The 16,216-nt window shown below is 64.2% G+C and carries 17 protein-coding genes; 8 read left to right on the forward strand and 9 right to left on the reverse strand.

The features are described 5' to 3' along the window. The first annotated feature begins 27 nt into the window (after positions 1 to 27). Positions 28 to 723: a sulfate transporter family protein gene (locus tag X760_RS48255; protein ID WP_023717923.1), complete on the forward strand. Its 696-nt coding sequence runs from the start codon at positions 28 to 30 to the stop codon at positions 721 to 723. Here the strand turns inward: X760_RS48255 and X760_RS48260 are convergent. The 4 genes from X760_RS48260 to X760_RS48275 all read right to left on the reverse strand — a co-directional run bounded on the left by X760_RS48260 (position 720) and on the right by X760_RS48275 (position 3,954). After that, on the reverse strand, positions 720 to 1,718 hold the full coding sequence (locus X760_RS48260) for a proline racemase family protein (protein ID WP_023717924.1): 999 nt from the start codon (positions 1,716 to 1,718) through the stop codon (positions 720 to 722). The two genes, X760_RS48255 and X760_RS48260, sit on opposite strands and share 4 nt — an antisense overlap. A 14-nt stretch (positions 1,719 to 1,732) precedes the next feature. Next, positions 1,733 to 2,536, reverse strand: a complete 804-nt coding sequence (locus X760_RS48265) for an oxaloacetate decarboxylase (RefSeq protein WP_023717925.1) — start codon at positions 2,534 to 2,536, stop codon at positions 1,733 to 1,735. A 77-nt stretch (positions 2,537 to 2,613) separates the two neighbouring features. Then, on the reverse strand, positions 2,614 to 3,468 hold the full coding sequence (locus X760_RS48270) for a hypothetical protein (protein ID WP_023717926.1): 855 nt from the start codon (positions 3,466 to 3,468) through the stop codon (positions 2,614 to 2,616). 75 nt (positions 3,469 to 3,543) lie between these two features. Continuing rightward, entirely contained in the window at positions 3,544 to 3,954 is a 411-nt protein-coding gene (locus tag X760_RS48275) for an SRPBCC family protein (RefSeq protein WP_023717927.1), read from the reverse strand. Between the two features lie 81 nt (positions 3,955 to 4,035). Between X760_RS48275 and X760_RS48280 the strand changes: the two genes are divergently transcribed. Beyond that, the gene (locus X760_RS48280; RefSeq protein ID WP_023717928.1) at positions 4,036 to 4,620 is read left to right on the forward strand and encodes a TetR/AcrR family transcriptional regulator; all 585 of its coding nucleotides are present in this window, start codon (positions 4,036 to 4,038) and stop codon (positions 4,618 to 4,620) included. 31 nt (positions 4,621 to 4,651) lie between these two features. Here the strand turns inward: X760_RS48280 and X760_RS48285 are convergent, their stop codons facing one another. The 3 genes from X760_RS48285 to X760_RS48295 form a co-directional block, all read right to left on the reverse strand. Further along, positions 4,652 to 5,308: an HAD family phosphatase gene (locus X760_RS48285; RefSeq protein ID WP_023717929.1), complete on the reverse strand. Its 657-nt coding sequence runs from the start codon at positions 5,306 to 5,308 to the stop codon at positions 4,652 to 4,654. A gap of 13 nt (positions 5,309 to 5,321) precedes the next feature. Further along, entirely contained in the window at positions 5,322 to 5,807 is a 486-nt protein-coding gene (gene dut / locus X760_RS48290; RefSeq protein WP_023717930.1) for a dUTP diphosphatase, read from the reverse strand. Between the two features lie 84 nt (positions 5,808 to 5,891). Beyond that, positions 5,892 to 6,362, reverse strand: a complete 471-nt coding sequence (locus X760_RS48295) for an Lrp/AsnC family transcriptional regulator (RefSeq protein ID WP_023717931.1) — start codon at positions 6,360 to 6,362, stop codon at positions 5,892 to 5,894. A 115-nt stretch (positions 6,363 to 6,477) separates the two neighbouring features. On the opposite strand from X760_RS48295, the gene X760_RS48300 reads away from it, so the two are divergent. The 3 genes from X760_RS48300 to X760_RS48310 all read left to right on the forward strand — a co-directional run bounded on the left by X760_RS48300 (position 6,478) and on the right by X760_RS48310 (position 9,029). After that, entirely contained in the window at positions 6,478 to 6,693 is a 216-nt protein-coding gene (locus X760_RS48300) for a DUF6356 family protein (RefSeq protein ID WP_023717932.1), read from the forward strand. 5 nt (positions 6,694 to 6,698) lie between these two features. Beyond that, positions 6,699 to 7,499, forward strand: coding sequence for a class II glutamine amidotransferase (locus X760_RS48305; RefSeq protein WP_023717933.1), 801 nt, complete (start codon positions 6,699 to 6,701; stop codon positions 7,497 to 7,499). A gap of 156 nt (positions 7,500 to 7,655) precedes the next feature. Beyond that, complete coding sequence (locus tag X760_RS48310) at positions 7,656 to 9,029, forward strand: amidase (RefSeq protein WP_023717934.1); 1,374 nt, start codon at positions 7,656 to 7,658, stop codon at positions 9,027 to 9,029. On the opposite strand, the gene X760_RS48315 is transcribed toward X760_RS48310, so the two are convergent. Beyond that, complete coding sequence (locus X760_RS48315; RefSeq protein WP_023717935.1) at positions 9,023 to 10,099, reverse strand: FAD-binding oxidoreductase; 1,077 nt, start codon at positions 10,097 to 10,099, stop codon at positions 9,023 to 9,025. The genes X760_RS48310 and X760_RS48315 overlap by 7 nt on opposite strands. Positions 10,100 to 10,216: 117 nt before the next feature. Here X760_RS48315 and X760_RS48320 point away from each other — a divergent pair, with 117 nt between their 5' ends. Both X760_RS48320 and X760_RS48325 read left to right on the forward strand, forming a co-directional pair. Next, positions 10,217 to 10,807, forward strand: coding sequence for a TetR/AcrR family transcriptional regulator (locus X760_RS48320; protein WP_023717936.1), 591 nt, complete (start codon positions 10,217 to 10,219; stop codon positions 10,805 to 10,807). Between the two features lie 4 nt (positions 10,808 to 10,811). Continuing rightward, positions 10,812 to 11,738 (forward strand): haloalkane dehalogenase, encoded by a 927-nt coding sequence (locus X760_RS48325; RefSeq protein WP_023717937.1) that lies wholly within the window; start codon positions 10,812 to 10,814, stop codon positions 11,736 to 11,738. A 1,747-nt stretch (positions 11,739 to 13,485) separates the two neighbouring features. On the opposite strand, the gene X760_RS48335 is transcribed toward X760_RS48325, so the two are convergent. Next, positions 13,486 to 13,959 (reverse strand): VOC family protein, encoded by a 474-nt coding sequence (locus X760_RS48335; protein ID WP_023717939.1) that lies wholly within the window; start codon positions 13,957 to 13,959, stop codon positions 13,486 to 13,488. 54 nt (positions 13,960 to 14,013) lie between these two features. Between X760_RS48335 and ilvD the strand changes: the two genes are divergently transcribed. Next, the gene (ilvD, locus tag X760_RS48340; protein ID WP_348633210.1) at positions 14,014 to 16,203 is read left to right on the forward strand and encodes a dihydroxy-acid dehydratase; all 2,190 of its coding nucleotides are present in this window, start codon (positions 14,014 to 14,016) and stop codon (positions 16,201 to 16,203) included. The last annotated feature ends 13 nt before the right edge of the window (positions 16,204 to 16,216 follow it).

Here is a 16,216-nt window from a genome sequence, read left to right on the forward strand (position 1 = left end):
CATGTTTGACATGGAATTGGAAACGCCGTGATCCTCGACGCCGCCCGCGCCGCCTTGAGCCGGCTGTTCTCGCCCGAATTCCGTTCCGTGTTCGTGAAGACGCTGGGGCTGACCTTGCTGACGCTGGCGGCACTTTGGTTCGGGATCAGGGGCCTGTTCGACTGGCTGGCCTGGCCATGGATCGATGCATGGCTGCCCAGCCTGCCCTCCTGGGCCGGATGGCTGGGCGCCGTCGTCGCCGGCATCGGCCTTGCGCTGGGCTTGGCGCTGCTCATCGCGCCGGTGACGGCGATCATCGCTGGCCTGTTCCTCGACGACGTCGCCGAAGTCGTCGAGCGCACCGACTATCCCAACGATCCGCCCGGCCGCGTCGTGCCGGCGCTGCGCTCGCTGGTGCTGGCGATCAGGTTCTTCGGCGTCGTCATCCTCGGCAACATCGTCGCCCTGCTGCTTCTGCTGGTGCCAGGCATCAATATCGCCGCTTTCTTCGTCGTCAACGGTTATCTGCTCGGGCGCGAGTTCTTCGAGTTCGCCGCCATGCGTTTTCGCCCGGAGGCCGAGGCCAAGGCGCTGCGCAGGAAGCACGCGGTCACCGTGTTCCTGGCCGGGCTGGTTGTCGCCGCCTTCCTCGCCGTGCCGCTGCTCAACCTTCTGACGCCGCTGTTCGCCGCCGCCATGATGGTGCACCTGCACAAGGCGATCTCGGCGCGGGATGATGCTTAGCGCAGCAGAAAGCCGCGCCCCAGTTCGTCGTCGTCCTCGACAATGAATTCGGCCCGCCCTGAGTAGTAAGCGCGGCCGCCGACGCGGGCGATGACGGCGTCATGCGGCCCGGCTTTGGCCGTGCGTACGACCGCGCCGGAAAAGCGCGAGCCGGCGATGCTCTCGAACAGCCGTGTCCGGCCAATCTCGATCTGGCCCTTGGCGTGCATGGCCGCCAGCCGCGCGGTGACGCCCGAGCCGGTCGGCGAACGGTCGACCTCGGCTTCGGCGAAAACGCAGATGTTTTTGGTCGGCGTATCGGAGATCGCATCCTGTCCGTCGGTCAGGATGGTGCCGTAGAGAAAGGCGAGATCGGCATGGTCGGGATGCGACAGCGGCAATTCGGCCTTGAGCTTATTGGTCAGCGCCGTCGCTGCATCGACGAAATCGCGCACCCGGTTCCTGCCGAATTCCAGCCCGAACTGGCGGCAGTCGGCCAGCGCATAGAAGGCGCCGCCATAGGCGATGTCGAAGCCGACTGCGCCGTAGCCCGGCAGCTCGATCCGCTGGTCGCGGGCAAACAGAAACGCCGGCACGCTTTCGAATGACACCGCACCGGCCTTGCCATCCCTTACCTCGACCGCAGCCGAAATCAGCCCGCATGGCGCCTCGATATTGACCGTCGTCATCGGCTCGCGTGGCGCCACCAGCCGCTCGTCGACGGCATAGCGGCCGAGCGCGACGATGGCGTGGCCGCACATCGTCGAATAGCCTTCATTGTGCATGAACAGCACCGCGAGGTCGGCGCCCGGCAGGTCAGGCTCCACCAGCAGCGCGCCATACATGTCGTAATGGCCGCGCGGCTCGAACATCAGGATCTTTCTGAGATGATCGAGATGGTCGCGCACATAGGCACGCCTTTCGAGAATCGTGCCCTTGGGAATGTCGGGGTAGCCGCCGGTGACGATCCGCAGTGGCTCGCCGCCGGTGTGCATGTCGACGACGGTGAGCGTCATTCGCCGGGGCCTACCTAGGCTGAAGATTTGGCAAACAGCGCCTGCAGCTTGCCGAACGGCATGGCGGCGCGGGTGAAGCCGAACGTGCCGTCCTGCTGGATCTCGCGCGCCGCGGTCTCCAGCATGCCGAAGGCGAAATTGGTGAGCCATGGGCCGAGCGAGACGCGCTTTACCCCCGCCATGGCCAGGTCGGCGATGGTGAAGCCAGGCCTGGCCATGACGTTGACCGGCTTGGTCAGCGCCGAGCAGACGGTCCGCACCGTCTCGATGTCGCTCAGCCCTGGTGCATAGAGCACGTCGGCGCCGGCCTTCTCGAACGCCTGCAGCCGCTTGATCGTATCGTCGAGGTCGGGCTTGCCCCACAGGAAATTCTCGGCCCGCGCGGTGAAGACGAAATCGCATTTCAGCGCCCGTGCCGCTTCCGCCGCCGCCGCGACGCGCTCGACGGCATGCGAAAAATCATAGATCGGCTTGTCCGGCTCGCCGGTATGGTCCTCGATCGAGCAGCCGGCAAGGCCAGCGGCCTCGGCGGCGAAGATCGTCTCGCCGGCGCTTGTCGCGCTGTCGCCCTTGCCCTTTTCGAGGTCCGCCGAAACCGGCAGCCCGGTCGCCGCCGACACTTCACGGCAATGATGGATCATCGCCTCGAACGTCACCGCGCCATCGGGCAGGCCGCGCGAAAAGGCAAAACCGGCGCTGGTCGTCGCCAGCGCCTTGAAGCCGAACGAGGCCAAAAGCTTGGTCGTGCCGACGTCCCAGGAATTGGCCATGACGAAGATCGAGGCATGCAGGTCGCGAAAAATCTTGCCCTTATCCATGGATGCTCCCCTCCAGTGCAGAATGTGAGGCAAATTCTAGCCCGGCGGAACGCGCCGGGCAAACAAATGCGGTTGGCTCAGAAGCGTTTGGCGTTCTCATCTGCCAATCGGTCCAGCGCGTCGGAATCCTTGACGTAGTGCGAAGCGTTTTTGTCCCAATGATAGGTGACGGAAATGTCGCGCGAAGACGCCGCTGGCGGCTGCTGGCCGTCGCAGCTTTCTTCGCCCGGCACCGTCGCGTCGGTCACCGTAACCTTGATGGCTGCATAGGGCTGGCCGTCGGCAATCGCCTGGAACGCCGCATTCTGGGTCCTTCGGTTGGTGCAGAGGTTTTCGTCGAACGTATAGATCATGTCGATCAACTCGAACCTGTCGCTGCGGACCATGATCAGCGGCGTGATCCCATAGCCCTGACTCGAATTGAAATGCATGCTCATGCTGATGATGGCGTCGTCACCAGGCCCGATCGGCAGCTTGCCCGGATCGCGAAGATAGGTGATGCGGTCGACAGCGACATTGACCGCGTCGAGCAGGGCCGGCTTGCCGGTGATGTCGTAGAGTGCCAGCACGGCATAGCCCTCGGCACTGTCAGGCGAGTCGCCGAGATCGAACAGCATGGTCAGCCGCTCCTTGCCGCCGGCCTTGATGCCGAGCACGCCGGCGTTGGAAAGACCCGACGTCGCCGGCGGCGAGCCGTCGTAGTCCGGACCAGCGATGTGGCGCATCTCGATCGGCATCGAACCCCGGAAAAAGCCGTCCTTGTCCGCGGCCAGATCGGGAATGACCATCCTGGCGAGATCGAGATAGGTGACATCGCCGTGGCCAGGGACGGCGCTGCCGAGCTCCGGCAAGCTGACGGCCTCCGCTCTGCCCGTCCAAAGACAAGGCAGCAGCAGGCAGGCAAAGATGAAACGAAGCAGGGAGAAGGTCATGCGCGCGCTCGTTATGTCGGGCGCGCGCAAGCTAGAGCATTTTGCGGCCAAGGGGAAACACCTGGCGTTGCCTCACTATGTTGGCTTGGCTTCGGTCGCCAGGGTCTGCTGGAAAACCGGCACCAGGTGATCCATGGCGGCTGCGAGCCACGCGCCGAGTTCGTCGGGCAGAGTGTCGTGGATCCAGACCAGGCGGCTCCGGCCCTCGCCCTCGGCAAAGACCTGCATGGAAGTGTTATCGTGGGTGACCTCGTCGCCGAGCCATCCCCACACGATCCGCCGGCTCTGCTCGTCGCGAGCGATGAGCCGCTCTCGCACAATCTTGCCGTCGGCGAACATAAGGGCCCGCACGTCGCCCTCCTCCACCCGGCAGTCGACGAAAACGCCTGGGGCTATCCGTTGGGCGCCGCCGGCGAAGTCGCCGACTGTCGCCCATACGCTTTCCGGTGGAGCATCTACGATGATTTCCCTGACTATCGAAGCCATGTTTCGCCTTCCTTCGTTAACAGGTAGACCTGTCTGTCTACATGTGTAGATATACAGACCTGTCTGCTATACAGTCAAGGCATGTCCACAGCCCGAATCAACGATCGCCCCGAAAGCCTTGCGCGCCGCCGCATCCTCGATACGGCGACCGCGCTGTTTTGTCTGGAGGGGGTCCGTGCAGTCGGCATCGACCGCATTATCGCCGAAGCCGGCGTTGCCAAGGCGACGTTCTATCATCACTTCGCGGCCAAGGACGACCTCGTCCGCGCCTACATCGAGGAGGTCAGCAAGGGAGGACGGGCGGCCATCGCGAGACTTGGCCGGCGGCCACCTCGCCAGATGATCCTTGCCATATTCGATCTCATCGCCGATGCGGCGGATCAGCCGGGCTACCGCGGCTGCCCGTTCCAGAATGCCGCTGCCGAATACCCCTATCCCAGCAGCCCGGTTCGCCAGGCGATCGATAAGCATCGTCACTGGAAGTGGGGCATCCTAAGGGATCTGCTGATCGCGGACGCAAATTCCCATCCGGACCGCACCGCGGACGCGCTAACGGTGGCGGCGGACGGACTCCTTGTCGTCAGTCATCTCGACAGGCCGGCCAATCTGCGCAGTCTTATACGCGACACGGTCGACCGAGTACTTGGAGCGTCACGCCCGGTCTGAGATCGAGCGCGTACAGCCTGCGCAAAGGCGATTAGTGGATCGGCACCAGCCCGGCCAGTTCACGCATGTCGTCGAACAGGATGCCGCCGGCTTCGCTCAGTCCGTCGCGGTCGGAAAGCGGGTCGCCGTGGTAGGAATAGACGCGCATGCCGGCGGCGATGCCGGCTGCCGTCCCGGCGACGCTGTCCTCGATGACGATGCAATCGGCGGGCGCGAAGCCCATCGTCGCTGCCGCATGCAGGAAGAGGTCGGGGAACGGCTTGCCACGCGAGACCATGGTCGAGCTGAACAGCGCATGCTCGAACAGCGGCAGCAGCCCGGTCAGACCGAGTGTGATGTGCATTTTCGATACCCGTGCCGACGAGGCGACGCAGGTGGCGATGCCGGCGGCGTGCACGGTTTCGATGAACTCGCGAACGTAGGGGATGGCCTCGACGCCATGCGCGAACAGGTCCGGCAGGCCGGCGTTCCAGCGCTCGACAAAATCGGCGCCGAGGCTGACGCCGGTCGCCTCGACTTCCTTCTGCACCGAGACCATGCTGCGGCCGGAGAAATTCTTGCGGCAATATTCGAAGCTGGCCGGAAAGCCTGCCGCGCTCAACCATTCGGCGAGGCGCCGGTTGGCCAGGTTCTCGGTGTCGACCAGAACCCCGTCGCAATCGAAGATGACGAGCTTGGGGATCTTCATTTCGCCGCGCTCATCAGGCCGTGCCGGTCGATCCGAAGCCACCGGAGCCGCGCGTTGTGCCGCCGGCCAATGTGCGCTCCTCGACGGTCGCCTGCGTCACCGGGGCGAAGACGATCTGGGCAATCCGCATGCCGCGCGTTACCGCGAAATCCTCGTCGCCGAGATTGATCAGCAGCACCTTGACCTCGCCGCGATAGTCGCTGTCGATGGTGCCGGGCGTGTTGAGGCAGGTGAGCCCGTGCTTGAAGGCGAGGCCCGAACGCGGCCGGACCTGGCCTTCGACGCCCTCGGGAATTTCCAGGACCAGGCCGGTCGGCACCAGTGCGCGCTTTCCCGGCAGGATCAAGAGCGGCCTGTCGTCCGGGACGGCGGCGCGCAGGTCCATGCCGGCGGCGCCCGAGCTCTCATAGGCGGGAAGCGGCAATCCCTCGCCATGCGGCAGCCTGACGAAGCCGACAGCCGGACCGATGACGGAGGTGGGATAAAGTGCTGCGCGCATAAGGCTGATCCTATCGTCGCGAACGCCGGTCCAGTCAACTCGGCGACAATGCTATCAACGGCTTTCTTTCAGCGCAGTTCCGCCTCAGCGCAGTTCCATCGGAACGATCGTGGTCTCCTTGATCTCTTCCATGACGAACGAGGCCGAAACGTCCGACAACGCCACCTTGGCGATCAACCGCTGATAGAGCCGGTCATAGGCTTTGACGTCGGCGACACGGGCGCGCAAGACATAGTCGAGATCGCCGGACATGCGGTAGGCGCCGGTGATCTCGGCAAAGCCGGTCACCGCCGCCCGGAATTTTTGCAGCCAGTCGGGATCGTGATTCGAGGTGCGGATCAGGATGAACACGGAAAGGCCGAGCCCGAGCTTGTCGGCGTCGACCAGCGCCACGCGGCCGGTGATGACGCCGTCTTCCTCCAGCCGCTTGACCCGGCGCCAGCAGGCATTGCGCGACAGCGATATTCTTGCCGAGAGCTGGTCGACGGACAGCGTGCCGTCGCGCTGCAGCTCGGCCAGCAATCTCCGGTCTATTTCGTCGATTTCCGGCGTCATGTGGGATGTTTGTCCCAAAATTCAGCCTTTCACAAGGACAATTTGGGACCGATGAACCGAACACCCATGCCAGGATATTCATCGTCGGCTCTTCATGCTGGCAGGAGGGACCGACATGACCGCACGGCTCGCAAGACTTTTCACCTCTCACCCGGCTGCGGTCGGCGAGAGTTATTTCGGCCATATGGCTTTCGCCGCATGGTTCTCGTCGCGATTGTTCATGGCGGCTTTTGCCGCGCTCATTCATGCTTTCTTGCCGTTTCTGTTCGAGACCACGGCAAGCGGCATCATCCGTGAGCTCTACGAGCGGACGCATAACAGGGGACGTTAGGCGCTATGTGCCGGTGGGCCGCCTATCTCGGCGAAGCCGTCTTTCTCGAAGACATCGTCACGGCGCCCTGCCACTCGCTGATCGCCCAGAGCCACTGCGCCCAGGAAGCCAAATCGCCGACCAATGGCGATGGTTTTGGCTTGGCCTGGTATGGCGACCGACCGGAGCCCGGCCTCTATCGCGACATCCTGCCGGCCTGGTCGGACCCCAATCTGAAAAGCCTGTGCCGGCAGATCAAGTCAGGCCTGTTCCTCGCCCATGTCCGTGCTTCGACCGGTGGCGCCACCAGCCGCATGAACTGTCATCCGTTCATTTCGGGCCGCTGGTCGTTCATGCACAATGGCCAGATCGGCGGCTTCGAAAAGATCCGTCGCGCGCTGGAGAATTCGCTCTCCGACGCCGCCTTCGACCAGCGTGAGGGCGCCACGGATTCGGAACTGTTCTTTCTGATGATGACCGAAGAGGACCTGGCAGGTGATCCGCAGGGCGCCGTATCGCGTGCCACCAGCCGCGTCATCGACGCCTCGCGCCGCGGCGGCTTCGAGCCGGCGCTGAAATTGACGGCGGCTTTTTCCGACGGACAATCGCTTTACGCGGTGCGCTATACGAGCGACGGCCACGCGCCGACGCTCTACACGTCCGCCTTCCGCAATGGCGGAGGCCGTTGCGTCGTGTCGGAACCCTTCGACGGCGACGGCAGCGACTGGCAGGCGATTCCGCCCTCGAGCTTCGTCACCATCGGCAGAGACGGCATGAGCATTCGTCCGTTTGTGCCCGCCGCGGCAAAGCTGGCGCTGGCCGTGTAGATTCCTCGCTACGCGTCGCAGGACAGCGTCGATTGCAACAGGCAGCGCAATTCCGATCAAGCACCGCCTGTCCTCGAATGCTGAACTCGGCTTGAAGACGCGCCGTTGCCCGCCATTTGGTGAGGCTGGCGCCGCTGGCAAGCCGGAGTATTGGTCATGGACCTCGCCTTTTCCTCCGCCACAGAATTGGTTGCCGCCATTCGTGACCGCAAGATTTCCGCTGTGGAAGCGCTGGACGCGCATCTGGCGCAGATCGACAGGCACAATGAGGCGGTCAATGCCGTCGTAACCCTCGATCGGGAAGGTGCGCGGCAGCGCGCCGGCAAGGCCGACGAAGCGCAGGCGCGCGGCGAAGCCCTTGGGCCGCTGCACGGCGTGCCGTTCACACTGAAGGACACGCACGAAACCGCGGGCATGAGAACCACTGTCGGCTTCCCGGCCTTCGCCGACTATGCCGCGAGGGCAGACAGTCCAGTCGTTGCACGGCTGAAAGCGGCAGGCGGCATATTGGTGGGCAAGACGAACGTGGCGACAATGCTTAGTGACTGGCAGTCGAGCAATCCGCTGTTCGGCCGTACCGGCAATCCTTGGGACCTCCAGCGCACCGCCGGCGGCTCCAGTGGCGGTGCGGCGGCGGCGCTCAGCGCTGGAATGACGCCGTTCGAGGTCGGCACCGACATGCAGGATTCGATCCGGCTGCCCGCTGCCTTTTGCGGCGTCTACGGCCTCAAGCCGACCGAGCACCGCGTCTCGCTCGCCGGCGCCTTCCCCGATCCAGGCGGCGCGCCGCGCAGCGTCCGGCGGATCTCCTGCCTCGGACCGATGGCGCGCAGCGTCGAAGACCTGGTACTGATCTACCGCCTCATTGCCGGGCCGGATGGAAGCGACACCGACCTTGCGCCGGTACCGGTCGAAAGCATGCCGGAGTTGGATCTCAGGAATTTGCGCATCGCCATCGCGCCGTCCTTTCCGGGCTTTCCGGTGGTCGGCGAGATCAGCGCGGTGGTCGAAAGTCTGGCAAAAGAGCTTCAGGCCGCGGGCGCCATCGTCGAGGAAGCCAAATTGCCGGAGCTCGACCTGCACGACGACCTGGAGCAGGGCGGCGTCCTGATCGGCATGATGCTGGAGGCGGCGCAGCCCGAACCACCGGAGAAGCCGACGCCGGTCTCGCGCTGGTTCGAGGCGCTCGCCCGCCGCGACCGCTCCATCCTGGCGTGGGATCGGTTCTTCGACGGTTGCGACGCCTTGCTGTGCCCGGTCGCAATGGTCACCGCCTTCCCGCATTGCGAGCCGGGAACGCCGATCGAGGTCGACGATAGCGAGCAAAGCTACTGGATGCTGCCGGCCTATGGCGCGGTGTTCAACTACAGCGGCCATCCCGCACTGTCGCTGCCCCGCGGACAGGATAGCAATGGCCTGCCCATCGGACTACAGCTTGTTGGCAAACGCTGGTCGGAGTCGCGCCTGCTCGGGATCGCCAGGGCAATCGAGCCGCTGGCCGGCGGCTTTCGCCGCCCGCCCGGTTATTGAGTAAACCGCGCCAGCCCGTAGGGATCAAGCAGCGGATCGCGATCGCCGTCGAGGATCTCGCGGGCGGCGAACAGGCCGACGGCCGGTGCCAGCGTGATGCCGGAATGCATAACGGCGACGTAGACGCCGCCCCCGCCTTCGGCGCGGCCGATGATCGGAAAGCCGTCGACCGGCGTCGGCCGGTAGCCAATGGTGTGGAAATCGAGTTCCAGCCCATCTGCGCCGCGCAGCATGGCCTTCATCGCCGCAAACAGGTCGCGGGCGGTCGCCGCGGCATCCATGCCGGGATCGGCGCCGCCGAAATCCGAGCCGGCGATGGTGCGGCCTTCCGCGGTCTGGCGCATATGCAGTCGGTCGCCGATCACCAGGCCATTGAGCAGCTTTTGGTAGGGGCGCGAATGCACGATCAGGCCGGGCGGTGTCCCGATCGGCAGTTCTATCCCGGCTGTTGCCGCTAGTGCCGGAGAGCCGGCTCCGGCCGCGATCACCACCTCGTCGGCAACAATCCGCCCGGCGGATGTGTCGACACCGGAGACCTGGCCGTTGGCCCGCACAAGCGCGGTCGCGGTAACTCCTGTCAGCAGCCGCGCGCCGCGCCGTTCGACGTCGGCCAGCAGTGCTTGCGTGGCGGCGACCGGCTCGGCGACACCTTCCTCGGCGACATAAAGGGCGAAATCGGGAAGTTCGGTCAGATTGGGCTCGATGCGCGCAGCTCCGGCACGGTCGACACGCTCGATGCCGTAGCCCCAGGCGGAGTGCTCGGCCGCATAGGCCTCAAGTTCGGGACGTGGCAGGTCCCAGCACAGGCCGCCGCACCATTGCAACGGGATGCCGGGCACCTCGTTCGCCAGTCGCGTCCATTCGGCCATCGACCGAATGCGCAGCCGGAAATAGGGCTCCGGATTGCCCCAGCTGGCATTGATCCAGGCAAAGGAATTCGGCGTCGCGACGCCGCCGGCGCCGCTGCCGGCAATGACCGTCACCTTTGCTCCGGCCTTGGTCAGGTGCCAAGCGATGGAGGCGCCCATGATGCCGGCGCCGGTGACAATCACTTCTTTCGCCTCTGTCATGCTTCACTCCTCGTTCCAACGCCACCACCGCGATGCCATTGCCCGTGGGTTCTGCCAAGAGCGCGCGGTATCAAATATGCTTCTTGACTTTAATACGTACGTACGTATTGTATCGATATGGCCAGACATTCACTTCGCGAAAAACTTCTCGACGCCGGTTTCAAAACCATCTGGAATTCCGGCTATTCGTCCGCCGGCGTACGCGACATCGTCGCCGCGGCCGATGCCCGCCCGGGGTCCTTCACCAATCATTTTGCCTCCAAGGAGGCGTTCACCGGCGAGGTGCTGGACCGCTATTTCGCCTATGTGAGCGGCTTGGTGGAGCAGGCCCTCGCCCGAGACGGCACGCCCCCGGTCGGGCGCTTGCGCCGCTATCTCGAAATCATCACGTCGAAGCTGGAGGCGCATGATTGGGCACGGGGCTGCATGATCGGCAATCTCAGCCTCGAGACGGCGGCTCACAGTGAGGCGCTGAGGCTGCAACTCGTCGCCATTTTCGAACGTTGGCGTAAGCCCTTTGCCGAATGCATCGCCGAAGGCCAGGCGGCCGGCGATATCACCGACGCGTTCGATGCCGAGGATCTCGCCGATTTCCTTTTGAGTTCCTGGCAAGGCGCGATGCTGTGCATGAAGGTGGAGCGCAGTCCCGAACCGCTCGAGCGTTTCAAGAATATCGTCTTCAAAACAGTCTTCGCAAAAAGGAGCTGATCCGATGAACCCGAAACTCGAAAAGCAGCAATCCCGCACAATGTTGCCGCGCTCGCAAGTCGCGGTACTCGATTCAACCATGTCCTATGTGGAGGCAGGCACTGCCGGTCCGACGGTGCTCTTCCTGCACGGCAACCCGACGTCGTCCTACATCTGGCGAGACATCATCCCGCATGTGGCGCCGTTCGGCCGCTGCATAGCGCCCGACCTGATCGGCTATGGCCAGTCCGGCAAGCCGGACATCGACTATCGCTTCTTCGACCAGGTCCGTTATCTCGATGCTTTCATCGAGACGCTTGGCGTCGCCGATATGGTGGTCGTCGCGCAGGACTGGGGCACCGCACTCGCCTTCCATCTCGCAGCCCGGCGATCGCAGCGGATGCTCGGCCTCGCCTTCATGGAATTCATCCCCCCCTTCGAGAGCTGGGACGATTTCCACCAGCGTCCACAGGCGCGCGAACTGTTCAAGGCAATGCGCACTCCTGGCGTCGGTGAGAAGCTTGTTCTGGAAGACAACGTCTTCGTCGAAAAGGTGCTGCCGGCCGCTGTGCTGCGCACGATGAGCGATGAGGAAATGGCCGCCTACCGGGCGCCGTTCCCGACACCGCAATCGCGCAAGCCGATCCTGCGGCTGCCGCGCGAACTGCCTATCGAAGGCCAGCCTGCCGATGTCGCTGCCATCAATGAGCACGACCATCGGGCGCTCCGGGCTTCCTCCTACCCGAAGCTGCTTTTCTCAGGCGATCCCGGCGCCCTCGTCTCGCCGCAGGCGGCCCGGGAATTCGCGGCTGGCCTGAAGAACTGCCGGTTGATCGATCTCGGACCCGGCGCGCATTATCTGCAGGAGGACCATGCCGACAAGATCGGCGCCACAATTGCCGAGTGGATTCCCGAGGTGGCCTTCGAGAGCCATGCCGCCGAACCGGCCTGACGTCGGGACGTGAACCGGCGGCTGCGGCAGCCGGAGAGGTCGACAGCACTGCACTCCGCTGCTAGAAGCCCGGCCTCACACGGAAATCCTGAAAAATGTCCGAAATGATTACAGAAGCGGTATCGCGCCGCCGCACTTTCGCGATCATCGCGCACCCCGACGCCGGCAAGACCACGCTCACCGAAAAGTTGCTTTTGTTCGGCGGCGCGATCCAGCTTGCCGGCGAGGTCAAGGCCAAGAAGGATCGTATCCAGACCCGCTCCGACTGGATGAAGATCGAGCGCGAGCGCGGCATTTCGGTGGTCACCTCGGTGATGACCTTCGAATATGAGGACACTGTCTTCAACCTGCTCGACACGCCAGGCCACGAGGATTTCGCCGACGACACCTATCGCACGCTGTCGGCGGTCGACAGTGCGGTCATGGTCATCGACGCCGCCAAGGGCATCGAGCCGCGCACGCTGAAACTGTTCGAGGTCTGTCGGCTGCGCGACATCCCGATCATCACCTTCGTCAACAAGATGGACCGCGAAAGCCGCGACCCGTTCGATATCCTCGACGAGATCGAGCAGAAGTTGGCGCTGGACACAGCACCGATCACCTGGCCGATCGGCCGCGGCAAGACCTTTTCCGGCACCTACCATCTGGCGCTGAACGCGGTGCGCAAGGGCGACGCCGAAAAGGAGCGCACGCCGGTCCACGGCCCCGATTCCAACCGCGTTGCCGGCCTGCTGCCGGAGAACGAGCGCGAGGCTTTCATCGAAGAGCTGGAGCTGGCGCGCGAAGCCTGCCGCCCGCTCGACCTCGATGCCTTCCGCGAGGGCCATCTGACGCCGGTCTATTTCGGCTCGGCGCTGCGCAATTACGGCGTGCGCGACCTGATCGAGGCGCTCGGCGCCTATGGGCCGCCGCCGCGTGCGCAGGAGGCCGACAGCCGCAAGGTCGAGGCGACCGAGGACAAGATGACGTCCTTCGTCTTCAAGATCCAGGCCAATATGGACCCCAACCACCGCGACCGCATCGCCTTCGTCCGGGTCTGCTCCGGCAAGCTCGAGCGCGGCATGAAGGCCAAGCTGGTGCGCACGGGCAAGCCGATGAGCCTGTCGGCGCCGCAATTCTTCTTCGCCCGCACCCGCGTCACCGCCGACGAGGCGTTCGCCGGCGATGTGGTCGGCATCCCCAACCACGGCACGCTGCGCATCGGCGACACGCTGACCGAGGGCGAGGAGATCCTGTTTCGCGGCGTGCCGAATTTCGCGCCTGAGATCCTGCGCCGCGTTCGCCTCGGCGACGCTATGAAAGCCAAGAAACTCAAGGAGGCGCTGCATCAGATGGCCGAGGAAGGCGNGGAGTTCAGACGTGTGCTCTTCCGATCTTTGCAGCTCGACGTGCTAAAGGAGCGGCTGAACTTCGAATACACGCTGCCGGTCGATTTCGAGATGTCGCGCTTTTCCGTCTGCCGCTGGATATCGGCCGACGACAGGGCCGAACTCCAGCGCTTCATCGAAGCGCATCGCGGCGACATCGCCCGCGACCTCGACAATGATCCAGTGTTCCTCGCCCAGCACGCCTTCTCGCTAAACTACGAAGCCGAACGCTGGAAGGCGATCCGCTTCGCGGCGGTGAAGGATTACCAGGTCCGCGACAGAGCGGCTTGATGCGGCGCTTTCCTTCTCCCCTTGCGGACCTGTTGCGCAGTCATGAGCAACAGGTCCCTTACAGGGGGAGAAGGGAAGATCGCGTTCGTTCACGCCTTGGCCGCCTCTTCGATCTTGGCGACGTCGATCTTGGTCATCTGCATCATCGCCTGCATCACGCGGCCGGCCTTTTCCCTGTCGGGGTCCAACAGCAATTTGGGCAGCTGCTCGGGAACGACCTGCCAGGAGAGGCCGAATTTGTCCTTCAGCCAGCTGCACTGGCTGGGCTCGCCACCGCCCGCGATGAGCCTGTCCCAGAAATAGTCGACCTCTTCCTGCGTCTTGCAGTCGATGGAGAGCGAGACCGCCTCGGTGAACTTGAATTGCGGGCCGCCGTTGAGGGCCTGGAACGGAACGCCGTCGAGCTCGAATGAGACCATCAGCACCTTGCCCTCACGATCGCCGCTGCCCTTGGGCCAGCGCATCACGCTCAGCACCTTCGAATTCTTGAAGATGGAAACGTAGTGGTTCATGGCCTCCTCGGCCTGGTCGTCGAACCACAGGCAGGTGGTGATCTTTTGCATTCTCTTGCTCCTCGGGCTGGTTTGTTTGCTTTCGAAACGGCCGGCTGGTGATTGATGCCCCGCTCCTGCCGTCTGCCCAAGGACGCTCGAGCAAAACACGATCCGACAGCACCTCTGACTTTTTTGCGGTCTGGACCGGCTGCGTCGTTGGCTGGCCGCTCGTTCCGCTACCTGGGGCAGCGCAAAATTGTGGCCAGACCAGAGCGTGGCGTCTATAAGACCTGCGGCTCAATTCCGGTTTTCCGCACCTTTGGGTGCGACGCAGACAGCAAGGACAGTTCAATGCCCGCCTACCGTTCCCGCACCACCACCCATGGCCGCAACATGGCCGGCGCCCGCGGCCTGTGGCGCGCCACCGGGATGAAGGATTCGGATTTCGGCAAGCCGATCATCGCCGTGGTCAATTCCTTCACCCAGTTCGTGCCGGGCCACGTCCATCTCAAGGACCTCGGCCAGCTGGTTGCCCGCGAGATCGAGAAGGCCGGCGGCGTCGCCAAGGAATTCAACACCATCGCCGTCGACGACGGCATCGCCATGGGCCATGACGGCATGCTGTATTCGCTGCCGTCGCGCGAATTGATCGCCGATTCCGTCGAATACATGGTCAACGCGCATTGCGCAGACGCCATGGTCTGCATATCGAATTGCGACAAGATCACGCCGGGCATGCTGATGGCGTCGCTGCGCCTCAACATCCCGACTGTCTTCGTCTCCGGCGGACCGATGGAGGCCGGCAAGGTGGTGCTCGCCGGCAAGAGCCAGGCGCTCGACCTGGTCGACGCCATGGTCGCCGCCGCCGACGACAAGATCTCCGACGAGGACGTCAAGATCATCGAGCGCTCGGCCTGCCCGACCTGCGGCTCGTGCTCGGGCATGTTCACCGCCAATTCGATGAACTGCCTGACCGAGGCGCTCGGCCTCTCGCTACCCGGCAACGGCTCGACGTTGGCGACGCACGCCGACCGCAAGCGCCTGTTCGTCGAGGCCGGCCATCTGATCGTGGATCTCGCCCAGCGCTATTACGAGCAGGACGACGACACCGCGCTGCCGCGCAGCATCGCCTCGAAGGGCGCCTTCGAGAACGCCATGACGCTCGACATCGCCATGGGCGGTTCGACCAACACCGTGCTGCATATCCTTGCCGCAGCACATGAGGGCGAGGTCGACTTCACCATGGAGGACATCGACCGGCTGTCGCGGCGGGTACCGGTGCTTTGCAAGGTGGCTCCGGCCAAGGCCGACGTCCACATGGAGGATGTCCACCGCGCCGGCGGCATCATGGCGATCCTCGGCCAGCTAGATAGCGCCGGGCTGATCAACCGCGACCTGCCGACGGTGCACACCGCGAGCCTCGGCGAAGCGCTCGACCATTGGGATATCTCGCGCACCACCAGCCAGAATGTCCGCGATTTCTTCCTGGCGGCACCCGGCGGCGTGCCGACGCAAGTCGCGTTCAGCCAGGACCGCCGCTGGGATGATCTCGATCTCGACCGCGAGAAAGGTGTCATCCGCTCGGCCGAACATCCTTTCTCAAGGGATGGTGGCCTCGCCGTGCTGAAAGGCAATCTCGCATTCGACGGCTGCATCGTGAAGACTGCCGGCGTCGATGAATCGATCCTGAAATTCACCGGTCCGGCAAGAGTGTTCGAAAGCCAGGACGCCAGCGTCAAGGCGATCCTGTCGAACGAGGTCAAGGCCGGCGATGTCGTCGTCATCCGCTATGAAGGGCCGCGCGGCGGCCCCGGCATGCAGGAAATGCTCTATCCGACCAGCTATCTTAAATCGAAGGGTCTCGGCAAAGCCTGCGCACTGATCACCGACGGGCGTTTTTCCGGCGGCACCTCCGGCCTGTCGATCGGCCACGTCTCGCCGGAAGCGGCGGAAGGCGGGCTGATCGGGCTGGTCAGGGAAGGCGACACGNGCGCGCTGGTCACCGACGGCCGCTTCTCCGGCGGCACATCAGGCCTGTCGATCGGCCATGCCTCGCCCGAAGCAGCGGAAGGCGGCACGATCGGACTGGTGCAGGAAGGCGATACGATCGAGATCGACATCCCCAACCGCACCATCCGGCTGGCTGTCGACGACGCGGAACTCATCGCCCGTCGCGCGGCGATGGAGGCGAAGGGAACGGCTGCCTGGAAGCCCGAGGAAAAGCGCAAGCGCAAGGTGACGATGGCCTTGCGCGCCTATGCGGCGATGGCAACCAGTGCTGCCAAGGGTGCGGTGCGGTACGTGCCGGAATAGGCATCATTCTTCA

Origin of the sequence: Mesorhizobium sp. LSHC420B00, assembly GCF_000503055.1 — a bacterium.
Taxonomy (GTDB): domain Bacteria; phylum Pseudomonadota; class Alphaproteobacteria; order Rhizobiales; family Rhizobiaceae; genus Mesorhizobium.

Coding starts and splice junctions, on each gene's coding strand:
- X760_RS48320 (WP_023717936.1), top strand. CDS start 10,217: ATGGCCAGACATTCACTTCGCGAAAAACTTCTCGACGCCGGTTTCAAA.
- X760_RS48335 (WP_023717939.1), bottom strand. CDS start 13,959: ATGCAAAAGATCACCACCTGCCTGTGGTTCGACGACCAGGCCGAGGAG.
- X760_RS48280 (WP_023717928.1), top strand. CDS start 4,036: ATGTCCACAGCCCGAATCAACGATCGCCCCGAAAGCCTTGCGCGCCGC.
- X760_RS48305 (WP_023717933.1), top strand. CDS start 6,699: ATGTGCCGGTGGGCCGCCTATCTCGGCGAAGCCGTCTTTCTCGAAGAC.
- X760_RS48275 (WP_023717927.1), bottom strand. CDS start 3,954: ATGGCTTCGATAGTCAGGGAAATCATCGTAGATGCTCCACCGGAAAGC.
- dut (WP_023717930.1), bottom strand. CDS start 5,807: ATGCGCGCAGCACTTTATCCCACCTCCGTCATCGGTCCGGCTGTCGGC.
- X760_RS48265 (WP_023717925.1), bottom strand. CDS start 2,536: ATGGATAAGGGCAAGATTTTTCGCGACCTGCATGCCTCGATCTTCGTC.
- X760_RS48310 (WP_023717934.1), top strand. CDS start 7,656: ATGGACCTCGCCTTTTCCTCCGCCACAGAATTGGTTGCCGCCATTCGT.
- X760_RS48270 (WP_023717926.1), bottom strand. CDS start 3,468: ATGACCTTCTCCCTGCTTCGTTTCATCTTTGCCTGCCTGCTGCTGCCT.
- X760_RS48300 (WP_023717932.1), top strand. CDS start 6,478: ATGACCGCACGGCTCGCAAGACTTTTCACCTCTCACCCGGCTGCGGTC.
- X760_RS48295 (WP_023717931.1), bottom strand. CDS start 6,362: ATGACGCCGGAAATCGACGAAATAGACCGGAGATTGCTGGCCGAGCTG.
- X760_RS48285 (WP_023717929.1), bottom strand. CDS start 5,308: ATGAAGATCCCCAAGCTCGTCATCTTCGATTGCGACGGGGTTCTGGTC.
- X760_RS48325 (WP_023717937.1), top strand. CDS start 10,812: ATGAACCCGAAACTCGAAAAGCAGCAATCCCGCACAATGTTGCCGCGC.
- X760_RS48260 (WP_023717924.1), bottom strand. CDS start 1,718: ATGACGCTCACCGTCGTCGACATGCACACCGGCGGCGAGCCACTGCGG.
- X760_RS48315 (WP_023717935.1), bottom strand. CDS start 10,099: ATGACAGAGGCGAAAGAAGTGATTGTCACCGGCGCCGGCATCATGGGC.